Source organism: Fructilactobacillus frigidiflavus (assembly GCF_044054575.1).
In the GTDB taxonomy this organism is placed as follows: domain Bacteria; phylum Bacillota; class Bacilli; order Lactobacillales; family Lactobacillaceae; genus Fructilactobacillus; species Fructilactobacillus frigidiflavus.
Genome location: NZ_CP168716.1, coordinates 453,943 through 478,470, shown reverse-complemented (window position 1 = coordinate 478,470; position 24,528 = coordinate 453,943). Strand labels below are relative to the sequence as shown.

The window sequence follows — 24,528 nt, the reverse complement described above, 5'->3', positions numbered from 1 at the left end:
GTAGTTATATTAAATTATTATTATACATAGTAACACCTTTTTATAATTTTAAAACAAAAAAACTAGTCCTAAATGAGAATACATTTAAAAATAAAAATAAAATAATAAAAATAAAAATAAAATAATATCCGAAATCGAAATAATATGATACATTGATAACATTTTTGTATGGATTTTAAAACAAATTATCAAGTATTATGTTTGTTTTCATTACTCATAATTGGTTTTTACTTTGATTATATTTTTAATAAGTGATTTCAATAAAGCCAAAAACAATTAATAATTTTTGCTAAATAAAAAATGCTAATCACGATTCAATGTGATTAACATTTTAAAGATTTACATAAACGCTTGATATCCCAAGTAAAGTGCTACGATAATCGCAAAGCAACTAATCGTATATTGCATAACTTTGGAAGGAATAAAACGAACCACAATTGGACCAAGATAACCACCTGCAAACAACCCCACAGCAATAATGGGAACCACAATCCAATCAATTGGCAATGTGAAAATGAAAATGATGACTGATAAAATATCAGCACATAATGCTGCCATATTGCGAGTGGCATTGTATTCGGCATACGGAGCCGTGGTAATCCTTGATAAAACTGCATTCAACAGTACTCCCGTTCCAGCACCAAAGTACCCTTCATAAACCCCGACGGCCATTAACGCCGCAATTGCCATGACTTGAGTACCACGTTTCACTTCCGTCGCTGACGGATGTTTCTTCGGTAAGGCCATCAAGATTCCCGAAAACAAAATAATGATGGGAACTACTTTTTTAAACGTATCGGCAGACGTAAATAGTAAAATAATGGAACCAAAGATGGACCCGACGGCTGTAATCGCGGAAATTTTTACCCATTCCGGAACGTTTTTCTTTAGTTCTTGCCGTGACGACAAAACAGCACTCGTGTCACTAAACAATAACCCAACGGTAATCGTCACGTTGGCTGTAATCGGTGAAATTCCGACGTAAAGCATGGCTGGATACAACGCAAGGGTTGCCATTCCGACAATTCCATTCATCGTTCCCGCGATAATGCTGGTTACGACTAAAATAATGATATTGGTTACCGTAAACATTTCATCAGACCTTCCTTAATTAATCACTATCATTATCAACTTTCAAAGTCGTTCTGGCAAATTAAAGTCTTTCAAGGAAAAAACCATCACAAAATTAACGGATGATGATATAATAAATATGTAAAAAAGCTAGACCTGCGGGAACATGCCTAGCCTTAGAGATACCGTTTAAGACGGTGGCAGTATTAATTGATAGTAACCGTTAGCTGCACAAAGTTAAGACGGTTATTTTTTTTGGTCTTTTTTTGACCAATCTTTGATTAACTTAGCTAGGTCAATTAGTAAATCTTAACTTTTTCCTAAATAAAAATTGAAATTTATTCTCAGAGTGTTATTATAAATCTTAAAGAAATTAGCTTTAACTGGTTCAGAGAAACCACAAGCTTACCCCGAGAATTGTCCCCAAACTATACAAACCCTCAGAGTGATTTTGTGTGACCTGAACCGGCCATTACAAAATCACTTTTTTATTTGGAGGTCGTTTTCATGCATTTTTCGAAATTTACGAAGTACCAAAAAGGAGTTTCCCTTTCAACTGGACTAAGTTTCGTCCTTGAAAGAATGGATTCCGCTTTCATGGGTCTCGCCTTAGCATCAATCATTGCAACCTTACATATTTCCAAGGCTGAAGGTGGTCTAATCCCTTCTATCACCGCCGTGGGGTCCTTAGTCGGTGGCGTTGGATTTGGGATTTTAGCTGACAAATTTGGCCGGGTTAAAACCTTGAGTTGGTCAATTTTCATTTATGCCATTGGAACGGCCGGCATGGGATTCACTAATTCCTTCCCACTGCTCCTGCTCTTCCGGGTTATTATTGGATTAGGAACTAGTGGTGAATACGGAATTGCGTTAACCATGCTTAGTGAAGCTTTCCAAAAGAAGTACATGGGACGAATTTCCTCTGCTGCGGGAGTCGCCGGTCAAATTGGGGCAATCATTGCTTCCTTGTTAGCCGCTTTAATCTTGCCTGATTGGCATATTCTCTTCTTCATCGGAATTATTCCCGTTATTTTAGCTGCTTACATTCGTTTCCGCCTTCCGGAAAGTGAAGATTTTACCGAAAACAAAATTGCCGAAAAAAATGGAGAAAAAGTTAAATTAGGTGACGTTTGGTCATTATTTGCAACTCCTGCTGAAGCCTTTTTATCAATCAGAATCGTAATTATGTTCTTAATTCACATTGCTGGCTACAACACCATGATGAACTGGCTTCCCACGATTGCCCAAGAACGAATGCACGTTAACGTTGCTAAATCATCACTTTGGATGGTCTTTACCATCATTGGAATGGCTTTAGGAATGTCCGTGTTTGGTTACCTTCAAGATAAATACGGGAGCCGGCTTGCCTACGGAATTTTCTTAGTTGGTTCTGCTATCTCAGTTTTCTTCTTAATTATGGCAACCAATCCCGTTGAATTTGTGATTGCTGGGGCAATTGTTGGTTTCTTAACGGATGGAATGTACAGCGGTTACGGTGCCATTGTCAGTAACCTTTACCCAAGTAAAGATCGAGCCACGGCTAACAATACGATTATGTCAGTTGCCAAAACGATTGGAACTTTCTCACCTGTACTCGTTGGATACATTATGGATGTCTCAACGGTCACAACTGTGGTAATCTTTATGAGTATCTGTTACTTAATCAGTTTTGTCGTTATGATGTCAATTAAACAATTGAAGAAGGATCACCCACGTTATGTCGAAGACAATTAAAATTTTATCAACCAGTGACGTCCACGGTTTTGTTTATCCGACCGACTTTAGTAGTCGGAATAATCGAACCGAGTTGGGCCTTTTAAAAGCTGGGAGTTACATTAAAAAAACGAAAGCAACTGCTAAAAGTGATGAAATCGTCGTTGCCATTGAAAATGGTGACTTAATCCAGGGTTCACCACTGACTAGTTATCTCGCCGATCATGCTGATCATCAGGATTTTTTAAGTTCCATTACGCGCAAGATTGGCTATGATTCTGGCATCCTTGGTAATCATGAGTTTAACTATGGTTTTGCTTACATTAAAAATAGTGAAGCAGAACGTAATTATCCCATTTTAACAGCTAACATTGATGGAGCAATTGCAGCGGGAATTTCCGATCAACCGTATACGATTATTGAAAAAAAGGGCGTTAAAATTGCCATTCTTGGTTTAACGACCGCTTTTATTCCCAACTGGGAACTCGCCAAAAATATCCCTGGTTTGACCTTTAACTCAATTTTACCGGTGGCGAAAAAACTCGTCCCCGAACTTCGTAAACAAGCTGATGTGGTAATTGTTAGTTATCATGGCGGGATTGAAGCTGATCCGGAGACTGGTGAACCGACGGAAAAATATACCGTCGAAAATGAAGGGGCACGTTTATTAAACGAAGTTCCCGGAATTGATGCCCTGGTAACCGGCCATCAGCATCGTGAATTAGCTACTAAGATCAACGGTGTTCCACTGACGCAACCCGGTTTACATGGTACTAACGTTGGCGAAATTACGTTACAACTTGATGATGATAATCACGTTATATCAAGTAACAGTCAGTTAATTAACACTGCTCCAATTGAAATTGATCAAGATTTAGTTCCAAATCCCGAATTAGAAGCAACTGTTCAAGATTGGCTTGATCAACCCATGGGAACCGTGACTGGGGCTGATATGCGCATCACCAGTCCGATGGATGCTCGTTTACATGGCCATCCTTATTTGGAACTAATTAACCAAGTTCAAATGGAGGCCCTAGGTACTGACATTGCAAGTACCGCCCTCTTCAATGATGATTTAAATGGCTATGGTCGCAACGTTTCAATGCGGGAGATTATTAATAACTACCCTTATCCTAATCTGGCCTTTTTAGAAAAGGTCACTGGAAAAGACTTACGGTCAGCTTTAGAGCGCTGTGCTAGTTTCTTCACTTTGAAAAATGGTGAAATTGAGATTAGTGAAGAATTCACCAAACCTAATTTACAAATGTTCAATTATGATTTTTACAGTGGCATTGATTATGAATTTGATTTGACCAAACCAGTGGGCCAACGGGTGACAAAGCTAAACTATCATGACAAACCAGTGACTGATGAGCAAAGTTTGTTGGTTGCAATGAATAACTACCGCGGCATCGGTGGTGGTGAATACTCAATGTTTGGTAATGATAAGCTAATTAAACAAACTAGCGATAGCATTCAAAATTTGACGATTGAATATCTCAAACAGCATGATCCCTATCAAGCAGTCCAACCCCATAATTTAACGATAAAAAAATAATGAGCTAGCTGAGAATTCAGCTAACTCATTTTTCTTATGCAGTTTTTTTCGCTTTAAGTTCTTTCACGTACGCCGCCGCTTTGTCGTGATTAAACTCGTGTTCTGACGTTCCAATAACCACGGTCGCAAGTGAATTACCAACTACGTTAACCACCGTTCTGGCCATATCAACGAATCGATCAATTCCAGCAATAAAGGTTAACCCAGCCATTGGAACTCCAATCGTCGAAACCGTTGCCAAAAGGACCACAAAGGATGCTCCCGGAACTCCGGCCATTCCTTTTGAAGTAATCATTAAGACCACCACTAAGGTAATTTGTTGCCCAACTGAAAGGTGAATTCCATAAGCTTGTGCTAAGAAAATCGCCGCAATTGATTGATAGATGGCGGAACCATCTAAGTTAAAGGTATATCCAGTCGGAATTACAAACGAAACAATGGAAGGACTAACCCCAAACTTGTCCATATTTTCCATCATTTTTGGCATTACTGCTTCCGAACTAGCCGTTGAGAAAGATAGGACAATTTCGTTTTTCATCACCAACAATAAGTTTAAAAGACTAAAGTGACAAATTTTTGCAACAATTCCCATGACTACGAAAACAAAGAAAATCATCGTTGCGTAGACTAGAAGGACAAAGTAACTAAGGGGAAGTAAGACTTTCACCCCTAATTCAGCTAAAGTCAATCCAATTAAAGCACAGACACCGATGGGCGCAAGGTGCATGACCCAGTTAGTGATTTTAAACATGACTTGTGAAACGGAGTCTAAGAAGTCGACAATGATTTGCCCCTTTTCCCCAATGGCAGCCGTTCCTAAACCAAAGAAAACGGAGAAGACAATGACTGGCATCATATCACCTTTGGAAAGGGCACCAAAGATATTGGTTGGAATTAAAGCAATTAACGTTGACCAAAGCGAAGCATCCTGTGAATGTTTAGCCGTGGAAACGTAAGAACTAATATCCATGGAAGAATGCATTTGATGGATATCAATAAACGTGCCGGGATGAAAAATATTGGCGACCACTAACCCAAGGATAATCGCAATCGTCGTCATGATTTCAAAGTAGAGGAGGGTTTTCCCACCAATTCGCCCAACTTTTTTAATATCACCCATGCTAGCAATTCCAACTGTCAAACAAGAAACCACGATTGGTAGCACAATCATTTGAATTAAACCAATAAACATGGTTCCGATACTTTGCATCGCTGTAATGGCAGCTTTATTGTGGTAAAAGACTAAGCCTAAAATAATTCCTAGGACTAAACCAGCCACAATCTGCCAACCTAACGTGAATTTAAATTTCTTTTTCATCATGTTCCCATCCTTTTATGTAATTAGTTCGAGTATACACCATTAACAATGGCTTCTCAAAGGTAATTTACATGAAAAAACGGACGAAAAATGTTAAAAACCGGTTTGCCTAATCGCGTTCCGAACACTACGTTAGCTTGGTTCCTTTCTAATCCGAATTGCTTGGGCGTGACCACTTAGACCTTCTACTTCAGCTAACGTAATGACCGCATCCGCATCGGCCAGCAAGGCTTTTTTGTCATATTCCAAGTATTGAATGTGTTTTTGAAAGTCCCATACACCTAGAGCTGAACTAAAACGGGCCGTTCCACCAGTTGGCAAAATGTGATTAGGCCCCGCTAAATAATCGCCCAAGGGTTCGGAAGCATAACTTCCGAGAAAAACGGAACCGGCATTTTGGATTTGCGCTAAGTACTGGTCGGGATTGGCCAACTGGACTTCCAAGTGTTCAGGGGCATATTCATTCATTAATTTAATCATTTGGTCAGGATTGGCGACAACGTAAATTACCCCATTATTTTCAATAGCAGCTTGGGCAATTTGTTTTCTTGGTAATTTTTGTAATTGTTTCTGAATTTGGTCGGCAACTTGTTCAGCTAGTTTGGCTGAATCAGTAATTAAAATCGTCCGTGCCTTCACATCGTGTTCGGCTTGGGAAAGTAAATCCGCAGCAACTTGAGCCGGATTAGCGGTTTGATCCGCTAAAATCCCAATTTCAGAGGGACCAGCAATCATATCAATGGCAACTTGCCCAAAAACTTGTTTTTTCGCGTTAGCCACATAAGCATTTCCGGGCCCTGTAATTTTATCAACGGCCGGAATCGTTTCGGTTCCATATGCTAAGGCAGCAATCGCTTGTGGTCCCCCAATTTGATAAATTTTATCAACCCCCGCTAATTTAGCGGCTGCCAGAATGGCTGGATTTAAGCCTGATTTTTGCGGTGGAGTCACCATCACCACGTTTGAAACTCCCGCAATTTTAGCCGGAATCGCATTCATTAAAACTGATGAAGGATAGGCAGCAGTGCCCCCAGGAACATAAATTCCCACGGAAGCGAGTGGCGTGACTTTGATGCCCCGTTTAACTCCGGGAATGGATTCATCGACAAAGGAAGTTTGTTTTTCTAACTCGTGAAACGAACGAATGTTAGCGGTCGCCTTTTGTAGGGCCTGCAAAACTGCTGGATCAAGTTGGTCAACAGCCTCGTTAATTTCAGCAGCACTAATTTCGAAAGTCGGCAAATTCAATTGATCAAACTGAGCCGTATAATCTCGCAATGCTTGATCACCCCGTTGCTGAACTTGTTGGATAATTTCGCGGACTTGTTTGGTAATTAACTCATCATCAGTGGCAGCTGCTTGCTTTGTATCTGTCATTGCGGCGCGTAGACTAGCTGCTGTCGTTCCTTGCACAATTTTAATCATTGTTCTTCCTCCATCACTTGTAGTAAGTTTCTAATTAATTGCTTAATTTCACTTTCAAATTTGAAAAACGATTCTGGTCGCACTAGTAAATGGGTGCTAACCGTTCCCAAAGTTTCATATTGGCGCAAATGATTTTCTTTTAAGGTATTCCCCGATTGTTTGATATCAATGATGGCATCGGCTAACCCAGTTAAGGGTCCTAATTCTACCGATCCCTCTAGTTTGACCAGTTCAACGTCCTCACCACGGTGGGCAAAATAATTTGTGGCTACTCTGGGATATTTAGTCGCAATGCGTTTTCGACCGTACGCGTTTAATGCAAAGCCATCCGGAGCAGCTAACACAAATTCGGCCTTCCCGGTTTGTAAATCAAGCGCATCATAGTGTTGTTGTTCTTGTTCCGCCATCGTATCGGAACCTACAATGCCTACATCACCCACTCCAGAATCTAAATACTTAATTACGTCCGTGGGTTTTACCAAAATAAATTGATAACGCTGATCAGGACTGGTAAAAATCAATTTGCGGCCTGGATGATTAAGTTCTTCATTATTAACGCCGGCTTGACGAAGTAATTGGCGGACATCCGCTTCCACTCGTCCTTTCGCTAGGACGAACACCAGTGGCTTCGGCTTTTCCGCATTTACGGCTGGCTGCATTTCTACCAGTTCATCAACTTCAATCTCGGCTCCAACTGCTGGGAGAGTTTCATTTTGGACATTTTTGATTAACTGGTCGTAACGACCACCACTAAATAAGCGTTCTCCTAAATTAGTAATTAAGCCACTAAACATCAAACCAGTATAGTAACTTTGGGAGGTTACGGAAGCAAAATCAACGGTCACAGTGACGTCCGGAAAAGCTTTTTTCAATGCTTGCATCACCATTAATAATTCACTACAAATCTGGTGAACGGCGGGAAGCTGTTGTAACTGCTTCACTAAATCCTGACTTTCAACTTCACTTACCAAGGGCCATTCTTGTAAAGCAGCTGGTAAATTTTTCAATTTGGGTTTTAATTGATTGAAAATCGACATATTTTTGTTAATAATGGCGCATTTCAAAGTTTGGCGCTCTTGGGTAGTCAAGGTTTCTTGTTCTAATAAGCAATCAATAAACTTGGCATTCCCCAAAACTAATTTAAGGTCGGAAACGCCCACCAGCTGACAAATCTCTAACATCGTTTGAATTGCTTGCAGCTCTGGCTTTACCCCCGCCTTTCCAATTAATTCAATTCCAGCTTGAGTCCGCTGGTTGTATTTTCCCGAAAGATACTTCGTTTTTCGTACTACGTCGCCCACGTAGTAAAAATTGGTTTGGTTGGCTTGAACCCGATTCGTGGCTAAAAAGCGAGCAATTGGAAGCGTTAAATCAGGCCGAATGACTAGTTCTTCATCATATTGACCCTGTAAATGAAACATTTTGGTCGCATTGAATTCCGCAAACGTCGAGCGTCGTTCAATAAGGGGAGTCTTGATTGGCAAATAATCCTGTTCATTCAAATATTGATAAATCTGATTGATAAGCTGTTGTTTTTTTATTTGACGCTGCCCTAGTTCATCACGGGAACCAGTGGCTAATGATTTGTTCACTTTCCTTCCTCCTTTAGTGATAAATATTGAGAAAACTGATTATAAGCAAACCCGACATCCGCCGATTGGTGGGCATCTGAGCCAAAGACCAAAGGAATCTGCAAGTTTTGGCATTGCCGAATAATTGTCAAATTGGGGTACGGCTCACCGTTAAATTCTTTGCGCAGTCCGGCCGTGTTTAAATCGACTTCAAAACCGAGCTGTTTGATTAATTGGAGCGTTTGGTGTAATTCATTGTTCGTTTGTTCATTAAAAGCTGGAAACTTGAAGTATTTTTGATACTTGTGAATTAAGGTTAAATGTCCCACGCGCACTGTGACAGCTTGCGGAAATTGAGTGGCAAACCGCAAACTCTGTCTAATCGTAGCAAAGTATTGTTGGAAAAAACTTTGCTGATCTTGCTTTATTTCTGGCATTTCCGTCGCCAAAATTTCCGGAGAATAATCAATTGGGACAAATTCACCCTGCTGGTTTTTTAAAAAGTGGACCGAAATCACTACTTCTTCAATCCAGGGCAAACAAGGTTGTAGTTGGTCCCAAATTTCGGCTTCGTAATCAGCTAAATAATCAATTTCAAAGCCCTGCTGAACTTGAATTTGATGCTTAAAGGCTTGTTTACAGGCTGTAACCGTGTGCTGATAAGTCGCTAATTCATCGGCATGCATGGCTGAACTTGCTAAAACTTTCTTAGGTAATACAGATGTTTGTAAAAAGCGAGCGGGAAACGGAAAGTGTTCCGTTACCACGTAGGTTTGAAATCCTAACTCAAGAGCTTGCTGCAGGTAAGCTGGTAAAGCTTCATCGGTGCCGTGATGCGAAAATTTAGTATGCGTGTGTCCGTCTTTTTTAAGCATTGGTGGCCTCCAATAATAAATTTCTCACTGCTTGATTATCCGCCGGCTTGCCAATCGTAATTCGTAACCAATCCCGTTGGACTGGATACTTAACCTGATAACCATTTTGTAATAAGTAATCGCCTACTCGTTGGGCATTCTGGACTTTCACGAACATGAAATTAGCCGCTGACGGATAAAAAGTAAAAAGATGCCGTTGCAAAAATGCTTCCCATTGTTGCCGTTCTTGTTGGACAACTTGAACCACCTTGTGAACATAAGCTTGATCAGTGAGGGCGGCTTTTCCGCCTGCAATTTGAAAATTACTCAAGTTATAGGGCAGACGAATGGATTGAAGGGCATTCAACATTTTTCCGCTCGCCACCCCATAACCAATGCGCAAATTAGCTAACCCATAGGCTTTCGACAATGTTCGTAAGACTACTAGATTCGGAAATTGTGCGACTAATTTAATCACACTTGGAGCAGCTTCGTTAACAAATTCAATGTAAGCTTCGTCTAATACCAACACCGTTTGGCTAGGCAAATCACGCAAAAAAGTTTGGATTGCTTGTGGATCTTCAAAAACTCCCGTGGGATTATTAGGATTAGCTAGCCAAATCAATTCGGTTCGTTCGTCAATAGCGGCTTTTAATTTGGCAAACTCGACCTTCCCCGTGTTCTCGTTAACGGGAATTTCGCGAAGCTCCGTTCCTTCAATTTGGGCTTGAATGCCATATTCCCCAAAAGTAGGACTAACTTGTACCATATTTCCCTGATTGGTTAGCGTGACGCGACAAATTAATTCAATCAATTCATCGGCCCCAGTCCCAAAGACAATTTGTTGGGGATTAATTCCCTCTAACTTAGCAATTTCAGTTCGTAAGGCGGTCGCTGAGCCATCGGGATAACGGTTTAATTGGGAAAAATCAGTTGCTTGTAAAGCTTGTACTACTTGCGGTGATGGGCCAAAACTTGATTCATTAGCCGATAAGCGCACTAATTGGTTTAACTTAAATTGTTTTTTTAGAGCTGCAATCGGCAGTTCTCCTTGATAGTTAGTCAGTTGGGCTAAATTTGCTTTCATAACAAGTCCTCCTTACCGCCAGTCTTGGCGTTCGTGAATGCGCGACTTTTGTCCTTCCCGTCGCCCTAATTCAGTTTTAATTTCAGTTAATGAGACTCCATTTTGGTTTAATAAAACAAACAAGTGAAAAATCAAATCCGCCGTTTCGTAAATTAACTCTTCGCGATTATTTTTTGCAGCGACAATTACTTCCGTACTCTCTTCGCCGACTTTCTTTAAAATTTTATCCAAACCCTTGGTATATAAATAATTTGTATATGAATCCGGTTGTGGATTGGCTTTTTTGGCATTTAATTGTTGATATAAGGCTTCAAAGGTTTGTTGCTGATTGTTTTCCATTTCGGTTTCCTCCCTTAAAATACTTGATTGAAAAAACAACTTTGCTGCCCGGTATGACAAGCTGGTCCCACTGGATTGACGCTAATTAAAATTGTATCGGCATCGCAATCTAATTTGATTGAAACAACTCGCTGATAGTTTCCACTGGTTGCACCTTTATGCCACAATTCTTGTCGTGACCGTGACCAAAACCAGGTCTCTTTTGTTGATAAAGTTTTGCGATAACTCACCTGATTCATGTAAGCGAGCATTAAAACGGCTTTGGTTTCTGCGTCAATCACGATGGCTGGTAAGATTTGGTCTGGTTGCGATTTAGCAAAATTAGGTTTCATTGACGAATCACCAGCCCTTGCTCACTTAACGCTTCCTTCACTTCTGTAATTGAAAGTTGCTGGTAGTGAAAAAGCGAGGCAACTAACGCTGCGTCAGCTTTTCCTGGTTGTAAAACTTCCACAAGATCTTGGACACTCCCAGCCCCGCCGCTAGCAATAATGGGAACATCAACTTGTTGCGCCAATTCCTGGTATAGTTTGAGATCATAGCCCTTTTTCGTGCCATCCGCATCCATGCTAGTGACTAAGAGTTCTCCTGCTCCGAGCTTTGTTAATGTTTGCGCCCAGGTCGCCGCATTTAAGTTCGTGGGCTCAATTCCTCCTTTACGATAAACACGATAAAATTGGAATGCTTCATCCCACTTCGCGTCAATTGCGCCAACAATCGCTTGCTTGCCGTATTTGTCAGCTCCAGCAGTAATTAATTCAGGATTTGTGATTGCGGCGGAATTAATAAAAACTTTATCGACCCCTGCATGCATCACTTCATCAATATCGGTTAAACTTCTAATGCCACCCCCGGCCGTTAATGGAATGAAAATTTCCTGAGAAACTGATGCTAAAGTTTCTAATACCGTTTTGTGACTGTCCTTTGTCGCCGTAATATCTAAAAAGACTAATTCGTCAGCGCCAGCGGCTTGATAACGTTTGCCAATTTCCACGGGATCTCCAATCGTCTGCAAGTTCTTAAATTGGGTTCCTTTGACTACTTGGCCATCTTTGATATCAAGTGCCGGAATAATTCGTTTTGTGAGCATTCCTATCGCCTCAATTCTTTTAAATCAGATAAAGTTATTTGTCCTGTCGCCAATGCTTTCCCAATCACGATATCTTGAATTCCGAGTGCTTGAATTTTTGCTAAATCAGTGGGGCTGGTAATTCCTCCACTAGCAATTAAATTAACGTTTGGAAATTGATTACGTAAATCCCTTAATAAGGTTAAGTTTGGTCCCATTAACATGCCATCGCAGTTAACATCCGTCACAATAAAATTAGCAATGCCTAGTTCAATCATCGCTTTCATTAGTTGTGAAAAACTGATTTCGGATTGCGACTGCCAGCCGTTAACCGCAATTTTTCCCGCTTTTCCTTCGATTGCAATTACAATTTGCTGACCATATTGGCGGGCTAAGTCAGCAACTAATTGGGGATTACTCAAGGCAACGGATCCCAAAATTACTCGGTCAATTCCCATGGCAAAATATTTTTCGACTTGCTCTTGTGTTCTAATTCCCCCGCCCACTTCAATAAATCCCGTGAAGTTTTGCCGAATTGACTGGATGACCGCTTGGTTAAGGGGTGCTCCTCGTTGTGCACCATTTAGATCAATTAAGTGCAAAGCAGTAAGTCCAGCGGCTTGAATGGCTTGAACCTGTTTTTGCGGATCACTTTGAATAATGGTTTTTTTAGCAAAGTCCCCTTTTTGTAAACGAACCGATTGTCCGTCAATTAGATCAATTGCTGGTAATAACATTTGGGGTGCTCCCTTCTTGAACTATTTGAATAAAATTTTGTAAAATTTGAAAACCAACGGAACCAGACCGTTCTGGATGGAATTGCGTTCCATAAACATTTTGGTTAGCAACCACACTCGGAATCTCGATTCCTTGATTAGTGACGGCCGTAACATAATGTGATGGTGACTGTACATAATATGAATGGGCAAAGTATGTATACTGCTGATCAAGCTGGTTTGTTAGTTGATTAGTTTGGCAAACCTGATTTTGGTTCCACCCCATGTGCGTAGCTTTCAAAACTTGGTTACGGGGTAGCTGAATTACTTGTCCTGGAATAAGTTGCAATCCTGGAGTTTCTTGAAACTCAAATGATTTTTCAAACAGTAGTTGCATCCCTAAGCAAATTCCTAAAATGGGAATCCCGGCATGAGCCCGCTTCTGTAAAACGGAAACTAATTGTCGTTTTTTTAATTGCTTCATTGCTTGTGGAAAGGCGCCTACTCCCGGGATAATAATTCCATTGGCTGCTGCAATTTCAGTTGCACTACTAGTCAGAAATCCAGAAATACCGATTTTGTTTAACGCTTTTAAAACATTAGTTGTATTACCAGCGCCATAATCAACCACGGCAATTTTAATTGGCTTAATCATTAAAGTACCCCCTTAGTTGAATTAACGCCTTTGATAGCAGCATTTTTAGTAATAGCCATTCGCATTGCGCGACCCATGGCCTTATAAATACTTTCAATTTTGTGATGAGTGTTGCGACCATATAAGACTTCAATATGCACGTTAGCTTGTAAATTATCAGCAAATCCTTGCCAAAAATCTTCAATCGTTTCCGTTTCTAAATCACCTAACTTAGGATTCTGTAATTCTGCTTTGAAAACTAGATACGACCGCCCGGATAAATCAACCACGGCTCGACTTAAACATTCATCCATTGGTATCAATTGAAATCCATATCGTTCAATTTGTTGTTTATCACCCAGCGCCTGTTTGAAAACTTCTCCCAACAAAATTCCAATATCTTCAGTGGTATGGTGAGCATCGACTTCTAAATCACCATTGGCTTTAATTTGTAGCCCAAAACGCCCATGTTTCGCAAAAAGCGTTAACATATGATCTAGAAATCCAATTCCAGTATCAATCTCAATCCCCGTTTGTTGATCTAGATTAATTGCTACTGAAATCTGTGTTTCAGCAGTATTACGTGTAAGTTGTGCCGTTCTCATTTTTCTTCCTCCTAATTAAGCCAATAAAAAAACGCCCCTGAAAACTATTAATATAGTTTTCAAGGACGTTCAACCGTGTTCCCACCTTGTTTCCAGTTAGACTTACGCCTAACTGCTCAATCACCTAAGTTATAGGCGACCCGAATATCGGTGGGTAACCGGATTTACTAGTAGGTGTGATTCGTTAGTAGAATCTGCGCTCATCTCAATGCGTTAGCTTAAGCACTCCCTGTATGATTCTGATCTAACTACTAGTCCTACCTTGGTAAATTTCATTATTTGATTAATCTTATAATACAAGGATTTTAAAAATTGTCAAGCAAAATCTTAACATTACTTTATATAAAATGATTATTTAAATTTAAAATAGAACTTTATTGTGCTTTATTTGGTTAATGTTTCTTTTTATTGCAACTGATTAATCAAACTAAAATTAGATATTTAATTAAATTTTTACAACAAAAAAAGACCTTAGCTTGCGCTAAAGTCTTTTTCATTTGCGTGGCAACGTCCTATCCTCGCAGGGGGCGATCCCCCAACTACTTTTGGCGTGCTGAAGCTTAACTTCTGTGTTCGGCATGGGAACAGGTGTATCCTTCAGGCTATCGCCACCACACTATTTTTCTTTGAGAACTTTGTTCTCTCAAAACTAGACAATATTATTTTCTTCCGATTAACTTCCATTGTATCTTCATTCTACTTGGTTAAGTCCTCGACTGATTAGTATTAGTCCGCTTCACGTATCACTACGCTTCCACTTCTAACCTATCTACCTGATCATCTTTCAGGAGTCTTACTTCCATATAGGAATGGGAAATCTCATCTTGAGGCGAGTTTCACACTTAGATGCTTTCAGCGTTTATCTCATCCATACATAGCTACTCAGCAATGCGCCTGGCGGCGCAACTGATACACCAGCGGTATGTCCATCCCGGTCCTCTCGTACTAGGGACAGCTCCTCTCAAATTTCCTGCGCCCGCGACGGATAGGGACCGAACTGTCTCACGACGTTCTGAACCCAGCTCGCGTACCGCTTTAATGGGCGAACAGCCCAACCCTTGGGACCAACTACAGCCCCAGGATGCGATGAGCCGACATCGAGGTGCCAAACCTCCCCGTCGATGTGAACTCTTGGGGGAGATAAGCCTGTTATCCCCAGGGTAGCTTTTATCCGTTGAGCGATGGCCCTTCCATATGGTACCACCGGATCACTAAGTCCGACTTTCGTCCCTGCTCGACCTGTATGTCTCGCAGTCAAGCTTGCTTTTGCCTTTACACTTTAGGAATGATTTCCAACCATTCTAAGCAAACCTTTGAGCGCCTCCGTTACTGTTTAGGAGGCGACCGCCCCAGTCAAACTGCCAACCAGACACTGTCTCCGCGCACGATCAGTGCGCAGGGTTAGAGTGTTCACATAACAAGGGCAGTATCCCACTGACGCCTCCACCGAGACTAGCGTCCCGGCTTCTATGGCTCCTACCTATCCTGTACAAGTTATGTAAACACCCAATATCAAGCTACAGTAAAGCTCCATGGGGTCTTTCCGTCCTGTCGCGGGTAACCTGCTTCTTCACAGGTATCTTAATTTCACCGAGTCTATCGTTGAGACAGTACTCAAATCGTTACGCCTTTCGTGCGGGTCGGAACTTACCCGACAAGGAATTTCGCTACCTTAGGACCGTTATAGTTACGGCCGCCGTTTACTGGGGCTTCATTTCGGTGCTTCGCCGAAGCTAACACTTCCACTTAACCTTCCAGCACCGGGCAGGCGTCAGCCCATATACTTCATCTTACGATTTTGCATAAACCTGTGTTTTTGATAAACAGTCGTTTGAGTCTTTTCACTGCGGCTGGCCGTGAGGCCAGCACCCCTTCTTCCGAAGTTACGGGGTCATTTTGCCGAGTTCCTTAACGATAGTTCTCTCGCTCACCTGAGGATACTCTCCTCGACTACCTGTGTCGGTTTGCGGTACGGGTAATTAATTACTAACTAGAAGCTTTTCTCGGCAGTGTGACGTCAGATACTTCTCTACTTAAATTTCGATCCTCATCATCGCTTGTCAACGCGCTTAAAAGCATTTGACTCTTAAACTGACTTACGATTTGAACACACATTTCCAATCGTGTGCATATCTTAGCCTACTGCGTCCCTCCATCGTTCAAACATAATTAACTAGTACAGGAATCTCAACCTGTTATCCATCGCCTACGCTTCTCAGCCTCGGCTTAGGTCCCGACTAACCCTGGGTGGACGAGCCTTCCCCAGGAAACCTTAGTCATTCGGTGGATCAGATTCTCACTGATCTTTCGCTACTCATACCGGCATTCTCACTTCTAAGCGCTCCAGTAGTCCTTACGGTCTACCTTCATTGCCCTTAGAACGCTCTCCTATCACGCAACATAGTTGCGTCCGCAGTCTCGGTAATATGCTTAGCCCCGGTAAATTTTCGGCGCAGAATCACTCGACTAGTGAGCTATTACGCACTCTTTAAATGGTGGCTGCTTCTGAGCCAACATCCTAGTTGTCTATGCAACTCCACTTCCTTTTCCACTTAGCATATATTTAGGGACCTTAACTGGCGGTCTGGGCTGTTCCCCTTTCGACGATGGATCTTATCACTCATCGTCTGACTCCCGGACATAAATCAATGGTATTCGGAGTTTATCTGAACTCAGTAATCCTAGATGGACCCCTTGCTCAAACAGTGGCTCTACCTCCATGATTCTAATTCCGAGGCTAGCCCTAAAGCTATTTCGGAGAGAACCAGCTATCTCCAAGTTCGTTTGGAATTTCACCGCTACCCACACCTCATCCCAGCACTTTTCAACGTACACGGGTTCGGACCTCCGGTGCGTATTACCGCACTTTCATCCTGGACATGGGTAGATCACCTGGTTTCGGGTCTACGGCAACATACTAATACGCCCTATTAAGACTCGCTTTCGCTACGGCTCCGCTTTTTCGGCTTAACCTTGCATGCAACTGTAACTCGCCGGTTCATTCTACAAGAGGCACGCCATCACCCATTAACGGGCTCTGACTGCTTGTAGGCACATGGTTTCAGGAACTATTTCACTCCCCTTCCGGGGTGCTTTTCACCTTTCCCTCACGGTACTGGTTCACTATCGGTCACTAGGGAGTATTTAGCCTTGGGAGATGGTCCTCCCAGATTCCGACGACGTTTCACGTGTGTCGCCGTACTCAGGATCCTGAACTGAGGGTATTTGATTTCGTTTACGAGACTATCACTCTCTTTGGTGTAGCTTCCCAACTACTTCAACTATCAAATACTTTTGTAACTCAAATGTTCAGTCCTACAACCCCGAACCACAAGGGTTCGGTTTGGGCTGTTCCCCGTTCGCTCGCCGCTACTTAGGGAATCGAAATTTCTTTATATTCCTGTGGGTACTTAGATGTTTCAGTTCCCCACGTCTGCCTCTGCATAGCTATGTATTCACTATACAGTGACCAGTCATAACACTGGTCGAGTTTCCTCATTCGGAAATCTCCGGATCAAAGCTTACGTACAGCTTCCCGAAGCTTATCGCAGTTAGTTGCGTCCTTCATCGGCTCCTAGTACCAAGGCATTCACCATGCGCCCTTATTAACTTAACCTATAATCCGACGGATTATAAATTATTTGAGTTTTAGCGATTAAAACTAATTAAAAAACTCAAAAATAACACAATGGTTATTTCTCGGTTCAATTATATATAAAAATATAATTATTACAGAAAATAATATTATCTAGTTTTCAAAGAACAAAATTAAGAGAGTAGATACTCTCAAAACTGAGCAAGATTTTGATTAATGTAAGGTTCCGAATTATTCCTTAGAAAGGAGGTGATCCAGCCGCAGGTTCTCCTACGGCTACCTTGTTACGACTTCACCCTAATCATCTGTCCCACCTTAGGCGGCGGACTCCTAAAAAGGTTATCCAACCGACTTTGGGTGTTACAAACTCTCATGGTGTGACGGGCGGTGTGTACAAGACCCGGGAACGTATTCACCGTGGCATGCTGATCCACGATTACTAGCGATTCCAACTTCATGCAGTCGAGTTGCAGACTGCAATCCGAACTGAGAACGACTTTAAGAGATTAGCTTGACCTCGCGGTTTCGCAACTCGTTGTATCGCCCATTGTAGCACGTGTGTAGCCCAGGACATAAGGGGCATGATGATTTGACGTCGTCCCCACCTTCCTCCGGTTTATCACCGGCAGTCTCTCTAGAGTGCCCAACTTAATGCTGGCAACTAAAGACAAGGGTTGCGCTCGTTGCGGGACTTAACCCAACATCTCACGACACGAGCTGACGACAACCATGCACCACCTGTCATTCTGTCCCCGAAGGGAACGTCTAATCTCTTAGATTGGCAGAAGATGTCAAGTCCTGGTAAGGTTCTTCGCGTAGCATCGAATTAAACCACATGCTCCACCGCTTGTGCGGGTCCCCGTCAATTCCTTTGAGTTTCAACCTTGCGGTCGTACTCCCCAGGCGGAATGCTTAATGCGTTAGCTGCGGCACTGAAAGGCGGAAACCTTCCAACACCTAGCATTCATCGTTTACGGCATGGACTACCAGGGTATCTAATCCTGTTTGCTACCCATGCTTTCGAGCCTCAGCGTCAGTTACAGACCAGATAGCCGCCTTCGCCACTGGTGTTCCTTCATATATCTACGCATTTCACCGCTACACATGAAGTTCCACTATCCTTTTCTGCACTCAAGTTTATCAGTTTCCGATGCACTTCTCCGGTTAAGCCGAAGGCTTTCACATCAGACTTAATAAACCGCCTGCGCTCCCTTTACGCCCAATAAATCCGGACAACGTTTGCCACCTACGTATTACCGCGGCTGCTGGCACGTAGTTAGCCGTGACTTTCTGGTTAGATACCGTCATACCGTGAGCAGTTACTCTCACAGCTGTTCTTCTCTAACAACAGAGTTTTACGAGCCGGAACCCTTCTTCACTCACGCGGCGTTGCTCCATCAGACTTTCGTCCATTGTGGAAGATTCCCTACTGCTGCCTCCCGTAGGAGTATGGGCCGTGTCTCAGTCCCATTGTGGCAGATTACCCTCTCAGGTCTGCTACGTATCATCGCCTTGGTGAGCTATTATCTCACCAACTAGCTAATACGCCGCGGGTCCATCCAGAAGCACTAGCACAAAGGCCAGCTTTGAAACAAGAACCATGTGGTTCTTGTTGTTATACGGTATTAGCATCTGTTTCCAGGTGTTATCCCCTTCTTCTGGGCAGGTTACCCACGTGTTACTCACCAGTTCGCCACTCAGTCGGATCCAAAATCATCTTGGTGCAAGCACCAAGAATCAAATGGGCGACTTCGTTCGACTTGCATGTATTAGGCACGCCGCCAACGTTCGTCCTGAGCCAGGATCAAACTCTCATTTTAGAAATGAGAACTTTACTAGCTCTTATTTATTTGTTTTTGCAAATTGACATTGCATATTTGTTTAATTTTTAAACTAAGTTTAAAAATTATCCTTACACTTTATTGTAATCAAAATCTTGTTCAGTTTTCAAAGATCTACTCAAGCACCATTTACAGTGCATATAATATATTACTCGGATAAGCTGACTACGTCAACCCTTTTGAATAATAAAATTAAAAAAGTTTTTTCAGTTAAAAGTGACTTCGTCCCTCTCAACATTTATAACTATAAACCATTGGTCAGGAAAGGTCAAGGGTTTTGATCAAAAAAGTTTAATTTATTTTCAAAAAATTAAATTTGCCCCTTCAATTAGCTACATCATAGTAATTAACACGTATAATCAAAGATGGTAAATCATCAAAATTTTTATTAGAAAGTATGAATATTATGAATCGCCAAACTTTAATTAAAAAATTCAATCAATATCAACACGCTGTTTACTTTTCTTCGGCCGATCATCAGCATTGTTACTTTGGCTTTGGTAAACAAGATGAAATGATTTCAAACTCCATCGACGAACTACAAAAATGGCAAAAGCGACAAAACGTTCCCGTCTTTGGTGGAATTCCATTTGACAAACAAAACTTAGCAGATAGTAAATTAATGAACGGCTATTTTATTGCACCCCAATACGTAATTGACGAAAAAACTGGCGAAAGTTGGGGAACTCTGCCAGCCACTGATAATCAAGAATCAGATACACAAACCAATTACATCATTTCTAAATCTAATGAAGAAGATTGGATTACTAGGACTGAAATTTCCCTACAAGAAATGCTTAATGATCAGCAAAAACAAAAAGTAGTCCTCGGAATGCAGCAAACGCTTCAATTAGCAGCTCCCTTAAATCTCAGTAAGCTAATTACCTCATTAATTAAATATCAACCCAATTCCTACCATATAATAATCAAGCATCACGACGAAGTTTTTGTTTCAGCTACTCCCGAGCGTCTCATTCAACTACATCAGATGAACATTAAAACCGCGGCCGTTGCGGGAACTATCAAGCGAGCTACTAATCCCCAAATCGATCAGCAACTAGCTCAATCCCTGCAACATGATGCTAAAAACTTACACGAACACCAATTAGTGGTTCATGAAATTACCAATAAAATCGCTTCCTTAGCTGACTTAACCTATCATAAAACGCCCCAAATTTTAAAAACGCCCCAAGTTCAGCATCTTTATACCCCAATTACCGGAACTTTAAAGCATCATGCAAATTTATTACAATTAGTTGAGGCTCTCCACCCCACGCCTGCGTTAGGTGGCCTTCCCTTAAAGTGGGCACTCAAACAAATTCAACGGACGGAACTTAATCCCCGCGGTCTTTTCGCCGCTCCAGTTGGGTATGTTTTACCAAACGGAGATGGTGAATTTGTCATTGGCATCCGCTCTCTTTGGGAAAAACAACGAACCATCAAACTCTTCGCTGGAGCGGGAATCCTGGCTGAATCTAACCTCGCTCAAGAAGCTCACGAAATTGAATTAAAAATGTCAGTTATGGAAGCCATCATTAAGGAGCAAACTCATGAATGAAACTTTAACCAACAATCTTAAGCATTTAGTTCTAGCTTTACAAGCTCAAGGAGTTGAGCATTTCATCATTTCTCCCGGTTCCCGAAACACCCCGTTAGCCTTACTATTAGCTGAACAACCGGCGCAATTTACCATGGCCGTTGATGAACGATCAGCAGCCTTTTTAGGGTTAGGCATCGCCAAAGCTACTCATCATCCGGTTGCACTCGTTGCGACTTCTGGAACGGCGACCGCTAACTATTTGCCCGCCATTGTTGAAGCAAAAAGTTACCACGTCCCTTTAATCGTTTTAACCACTGATCGTCCTCAGGAATTGCAAAATATCGGTGCTCCTCAAACCATTAATCAAGTCAACCTGTATCATGATCAAGTCAAAGAATCCATCAATGTAAATGTCCAAGAAAAAAACACTGATGTGACCGAATATATCGACTATAAAGTCCAGCAACTGGCCCATCTAAGTCAAATTGCTCCGGTTGGTCCGGTTCACATCAACTTGCCCTTACGAAAACCGCTGCTTCCTGACTTAAATCAGCCATGGCCAACTATTCAACCGCAAGCTTTTGGTGAAATTAACGTTCAATTAAATCAAGCCACCTTAACTAAGCTAATTCAAAAACTACAGCAACAAAAAATTATGCTTGCAGTTGGCCCCACTGATCAATCATGGTCACAAGCTAACTTCGAAGCACTAGCACAAAAACTTCACGCTCCAATCATTGCTGATGTACTAAGTCAACTACGAGGAACCGCACATACCATCACTGGCATGGATGCACTTTTAGCTGCTAACGCGGAAACAACTGCAATGTTACCCGACGTCGTGTTGCGTTTTGGTGGCACGCCCGTTTCCGCTAAATTGTTTCCGTGGTTAAAAGCCCACCAGATTCCAGTTATTCAAATTGGGATGAACTACTTGGGGCAAGATCACACTCGCTCTGCTCAGACTAGTTATGCTGTTGATGAGTCCCAATTCGTTCAACAATTATTAAATCGTGACGTCCAAGGCAGTTCTGCATATTGGGAAAATATCTGGAAGCCGCTTAAAGTTCAGCTAACTGATTTTGCTAATCCAGAACTAAATGAACTTAGCATTGCTACCGAACTAGCCAATTTACCGACTTCTAACCAATTATTTTTAGCTAATTCTATGACTGTGCGAAACTTCGACCAATTTTTCAATCCGCAGCATCAAATTAAGGTCATGGCCAATCGCGGTGCTAACGGAATTGACGGAACCATCTCTACTGCAACCGGAATGGCCCTGAATGGACAACCAACTTGGCTTATCATCGGCGACTTAGCCTTTTATCACGATATGAACGGCTTATTATTAGCCAAACAAAATCAAGTTGATTTAACCATCATCGTCAATAATAATGATGGCGGCGGAATCTTTTCCTTTTTACCACAGGCTCAAGCACCCTATTTTGAAACAATGTTTGGCACACCACAACATTTAGCGATTGATAAAGTTGCTCAACTTTATGATGCAAAATATCTCAAGTTACAAAAAGTAGAAGAATTACGTCAGTTAGTTGCAACACCTTGGCATGGTTTAAGAATTATCGAAATTCAAGATTCCCGTGCTAACAATGCCAACGTCCACCAGCAAAGATTACAAATATTAAAGGAACGACTTGCTCATGAAAATTAATGGTTATGACTATCAAATTGAAATCAGCGGGCAAGGAAATCCAACCTGGGTCTTTTTACATGGCTTTTTAGGTAGTAAGGCTGATTTTACAAAAATAGTTCCACGTGGAACAAAAATTTACATTACCGCTTATGGTTTTGCCGAAAATGATGCAACCCTTCCAGCTCATCATTTTTCAACTGACCATCAAGTTCAAGACTTAGCTGCGTTATTTGCTAGCCTACAAGTTTCGTCAATTAATTTAGTTGGTTATTCCATGGGAGCTCGTTTAGCCCTGGCATTTGCCATTCAGCATCCGCAACTAGTGCACCATTTATGGTTAGAAAGCGGGACAGCTGGAATTATAAATCCAGATGCACGAAAGCAACGTCAACTAGCTGATCAGACGCGTGCGACCCAAATTGAGCAACAGGGTTTGGTTAGTTTTGTTAATCATTGGGAAACCTTACCTCTTTTTAATTCCCAACAGCACGTTAGTAAATCGCAACAACAATTTATGCACCAACAACGAATTAATCACAATCCGATTAACATGGCTAATTCGCTTCGTTATTTTGGAACCGGAACGATGCCAAATTGTTGGAATCAACTTTCACAACTTAAAATTCCAATCACGTTAATCACTGGTGCCCAAGACCTCAAATTCACTAAGTTAAATCAAAAGATGAAAGCATTATTGCCCAATGCAGACCATGTTTTGGTTGCTGATGCCGGTCATAACGTCCACTTCGAAAAATCAGCCCACTTCACTAGCTTATTAAATCAGGAAAAGCTGCATGAAAATTAAACAAATCAATTTATTACCGCTCACCTTAAAATTAAACCATCCGTTCAGAACCAATCACGGGGTTACCTTGCAACGCCCCATTACCTTAGTAGAAATTCAGCTTACCTCAGGTATCAACGGTTACGGAGAAATTCAGGCCTTTGCTGATGATAGTTACGCTCCACAAACGCAAGCAATCGCTTGTCATGCGCTCAACCAAGTCCTTCCGCGTCTAATTGGATGTAACTTTTATCAGCCTACTGATTTAGCGCCGCAACTTGATTACCTAACTTCCTTTGCTCGGGCCAGTGTCGAAATGGCCTTATGGGATGCCTACGGGAAAACAACGAATCAGTCCCTAGCAGAGTTAATTGGATTGCCAAAACCAAAATCAATTCCCGTGGGAACTGTCATTGGGATGCAAACTAACGTGCAGCAAACTGCAGCACAAATTCAGGCAGCAACTCAGCAAGGCTATCAAAAGCTAAAGTTTAAAGCAGCAAACCATGAAACGTCCTTAAAATTAGTTAAATTAGGTCACGAACTTGCCCCAAGTGTAATTACTACGATTGATGCTAACCAGGCTTGGGACAATAATTTAGCTACCTTAACTGCTTTAAAAAGATTAGAAAAACATGGCTTAAAATTAATTGAAGAACCTTTGCAGCAAGCAAGTTGGACTGATTATGCCAATTTACAACAGAATTTTAAGCATTTATTGCTTAGTTTAGATGAAAGCTTAGTCGATTTGGCTTCAATCAAAAGTGCCTTAAAATATAACAGTGCCAATGCCTTCACGATTAAACAGGGCAAATTAGGTGGCATTGCAACCGCTCTAACTGCCATTGATCTAATCAAGCAAGCTGGAAAAGTTCCCTGGATTGGTGGAATGCTAACTTCTGGATTAGGTCGTTCAGTTGATTTAGCCTTAGCCAGTCGTGTAGGTAGTAATTCGGTTCCAGCTGATATCTCTGCAAGTAGTCATTATTTTGAACAGGATTTCGTTAATGAAAACCTTGAAGTCCAGCATGGCTTAATTGACGTTCCGACTAATCCCGGAATTGGAGTTACCATGAATTGGCAAGCAATTCAGCAACTCCAAACTGGTCCTACAATTCAATACAAGTGAAAAAAGACTGAATTCAAATCGA

Annotated in this window: 18 protein-coding genes and 3 rRNA genes; 6 read left to right on the top strand and 15 right to left on the bottom strand. The window is 41.6% G+C overall.

The annotated features are described in order from the left end of the window. Positions 1-339: 339 nt before the first annotated feature. Complete coding sequence (locus ACEPSS_RS02410) at positions 340-1,092, bottom strand: sulfite exporter TauE/SafE family protein (RefSeq protein WP_395319849.1); 753 nt, start codon at positions 1,090-1,092, stop codon at positions 340-342. A 486-nt stretch (positions 1,093-1,578) separates the two neighbouring features. On the opposite strand from ACEPSS_RS02410, the gene ACEPSS_RS02405 reads away from it, so the two are divergent. After that, positions 1,579-2,805, top strand: coding sequence for an MFS transporter (locus ACEPSS_RS02405; protein ID WP_395319847.1), 1,227 nt, complete (start codon positions 1,579-1,581; stop codon positions 2,803-2,805). Then, positions 2,789-4,342 carry a bifunctional metallophosphatase/5'-nucleotidase gene (locus ACEPSS_RS02400; RefSeq protein ID WP_395319845.1) on the top strand — a complete coding sequence of 518 codons (1,554 nt, stop codon included), beginning with the start codon at positions 2,789-2,791 and terminating at the stop codon, positions 4,340-4,342. The genes ACEPSS_RS02405 and ACEPSS_RS02400 overlap by 17 nt, the downstream gene beginning before the upstream one ends. A gap of 34 nt (positions 4,343-4,376) precedes the next feature. On the opposite strand, the gene ACEPSS_RS02395 is transcribed toward ACEPSS_RS02400, so the two are convergent. From ACEPSS_RS02395 to ACEPSS_RS02330, 14 genes are all read right to left on the bottom strand, one after another. Next, positions 4,377-5,660, bottom strand: coding sequence for a cation:dicarboxylate symporter family transporter (locus ACEPSS_RS02395; protein ID WP_395320460.1), 1,284 nt, complete (start codon positions 5,658-5,660; stop codon positions 4,377-4,379). 132 nt (positions 5,661-5,792) lie between these two features. Next, on the bottom strand, positions 5,793-7,082 hold the full coding sequence (gene hisD / locus ACEPSS_RS02390; protein WP_395320458.1) for a histidinol dehydrogenase: 1,290 nt from the start codon (positions 7,080-7,082) through the stop codon (positions 5,793-5,795). After that, positions 7,082-8,677, bottom strand: coding sequence for an ATP phosphoribosyltransferase (gene hisG, locus ACEPSS_RS02385; protein ID WP_395319843.1), 1,596 nt, complete (start codon positions 8,675-8,677; stop codon positions 7,082-7,084). The genes hisD and hisG overlap by 1 nt, the downstream gene beginning before the upstream one ends. After that, positions 8,674-9,531 carry a histidinol-phosphatase HisJ gene (gene hisJ / locus ACEPSS_RS02380; RefSeq protein WP_395319841.1) on the bottom strand — a complete coding sequence of 286 codons (858 nt, stop codon included), beginning with the start codon at positions 9,529-9,531 and terminating at the stop codon, positions 8,674-8,676. The genes hisG and hisJ overlap by 4 nt, the downstream gene beginning before the upstream one ends. Continuing rightward, a complete protein-coding gene (gene hisC, locus ACEPSS_RS02375; RefSeq protein ID WP_395319839.1) occupies positions 9,524-10,597 on the bottom strand; it encodes a histidinol-phosphate transaminase in 1,074 nt (357 codons plus the stop codon). The genes hisJ and hisC overlap by 8 nt, the downstream gene beginning before the upstream one ends. A gap of 12 nt (positions 10,598-10,609) precedes the next feature. Beyond that, entirely contained in the window at positions 10,610-10,936 is a 327-nt protein-coding gene (gene hisE / locus ACEPSS_RS02370; protein WP_395319837.1) for a phosphoribosyl-ATP diphosphatase, read from the bottom strand. 14 nt (positions 10,937-10,950) lie between these two features. Next, the gene (hisI, locus tag ACEPSS_RS02365) at positions 10,951-11,268 is read right to left on the bottom strand and encodes a phosphoribosyl-AMP cyclohydrolase (RefSeq protein WP_395319835.1); all 318 of its coding nucleotides are present in this window, start codon (positions 11,266-11,268) and stop codon (positions 10,951-10,953) included. Beyond that, positions 11,265-12,026 (bottom strand): imidazole glycerol phosphate synthase subunit HisF, encoded by a 762-nt coding sequence (gene hisF, locus ACEPSS_RS02360; protein ID WP_395319833.1) that lies wholly within the window; start codon positions 12,024-12,026, stop codon positions 11,265-11,267. Before hisF ends, hisI begins: the two co-directional genes overlap by 4 nt. A 2-nt stretch (positions 12,027-12,028) precedes the next feature. Beyond that, the gene (gene hisA / locus ACEPSS_RS02355; protein ID WP_395319831.1) at positions 12,029-12,742 is read right to left on the bottom strand and encodes a 1-(5-phosphoribosyl)-5-[(5-phosphoribosylamino)methylideneamino]imidazole-4-carboxamide isomerase; all 714 of its coding nucleotides are present in this window, start codon (positions 12,740-12,742) and stop codon (positions 12,029-12,031) included. Continuing rightward, the gene (gene hisH / locus ACEPSS_RS02350; RefSeq protein ID WP_395319829.1) at positions 12,723-13,376 is read right to left on the bottom strand and encodes an imidazole glycerol phosphate synthase subunit HisH; all 654 of its coding nucleotides are present in this window, start codon (positions 13,374-13,376) and stop codon (positions 12,723-12,725) included. The genes hisA and hisH overlap by 20 nt, the downstream gene beginning before the upstream one ends. Continuing rightward, positions 13,376-13,960: an imidazoleglycerol-phosphate dehydratase HisB gene (gene hisB / locus ACEPSS_RS02345; protein ID WP_395319827.1), complete on the bottom strand. Its 585-nt coding sequence runs from the start codon at positions 13,958-13,960 to the stop codon at positions 13,376-13,378. The genes hisH and hisB overlap by 1 nt, the downstream gene beginning before the upstream one ends. Before the next feature lie 499 nt (positions 13,961-14,459). After that, a 5S ribosomal RNA gene (gene rrf / locus ACEPSS_RS02340) occupies positions 14,460-14,576 on the bottom strand. 84 nt (positions 14,577-14,660) lie between these two features. Further along, positions 14,661-17,576: ribosomal RNA gene (locus tag ACEPSS_RS02335) — 23S ribosomal RNA — on the bottom strand. A 221-nt stretch (positions 17,577-17,797) separates the two neighbouring features. Beyond that, positions 17,798-19,375 (bottom strand): 16S ribosomal RNA (locus tag ACEPSS_RS02330). The 16S, 23S and 5S rRNA genes sit together here, the layout of an rRNA operon. Positions 19,376-19,802: 427 nt before the next feature. On the opposite strand from ACEPSS_RS02330, the gene ACEPSS_RS02325 reads away from it, so the two are divergent. From ACEPSS_RS02325 to menC, 4 genes are read left to right on the top strand one after another with little or no spacing between them, the layout of a single operon-like run. Beyond that, positions 19,803-20,954: an isochorismate synthase gene (locus tag ACEPSS_RS02325; protein ID WP_395319825.1), complete on the top strand. Its 1,152-nt coding sequence runs from the start codon at positions 19,803-19,805 to the stop codon at positions 20,952-20,954. Further along, a complete protein-coding gene (gene menD / locus ACEPSS_RS02320; RefSeq protein ID WP_395319823.1) occupies positions 20,947-22,611 on the top strand; it encodes a 2-succinyl-5-enolpyruvyl-6-hydroxy-3-cyclohexene-1-carboxylic-acid synthase in 1,665 nt (554 codons plus the stop codon). Before ACEPSS_RS02325 ends, menD begins: the two co-directional genes overlap by 8 nt. Further along, positions 22,601-23,398, top strand: a complete 798-nt coding sequence (gene menH / locus ACEPSS_RS02315; protein ID WP_395319821.1) for a 2-succinyl-6-hydroxy-2,4-cyclohexadiene-1-carboxylate synthase — start codon at positions 22,601-22,603, stop codon at positions 23,396-23,398. The genes menD and menH overlap by 11 nt, the downstream gene beginning before the upstream one ends. Continuing rightward, positions 23,388-24,506, top strand: coding sequence for an o-succinylbenzoate synthase (gene menC / locus ACEPSS_RS02310; RefSeq protein WP_395319819.1), 1,119 nt, complete (start codon positions 23,388-23,390; stop codon positions 24,504-24,506). Before menH ends, menC begins: the two co-directional genes overlap by 11 nt. Positions 24,507-24,528: the final 22 nt, after the last annotated feature.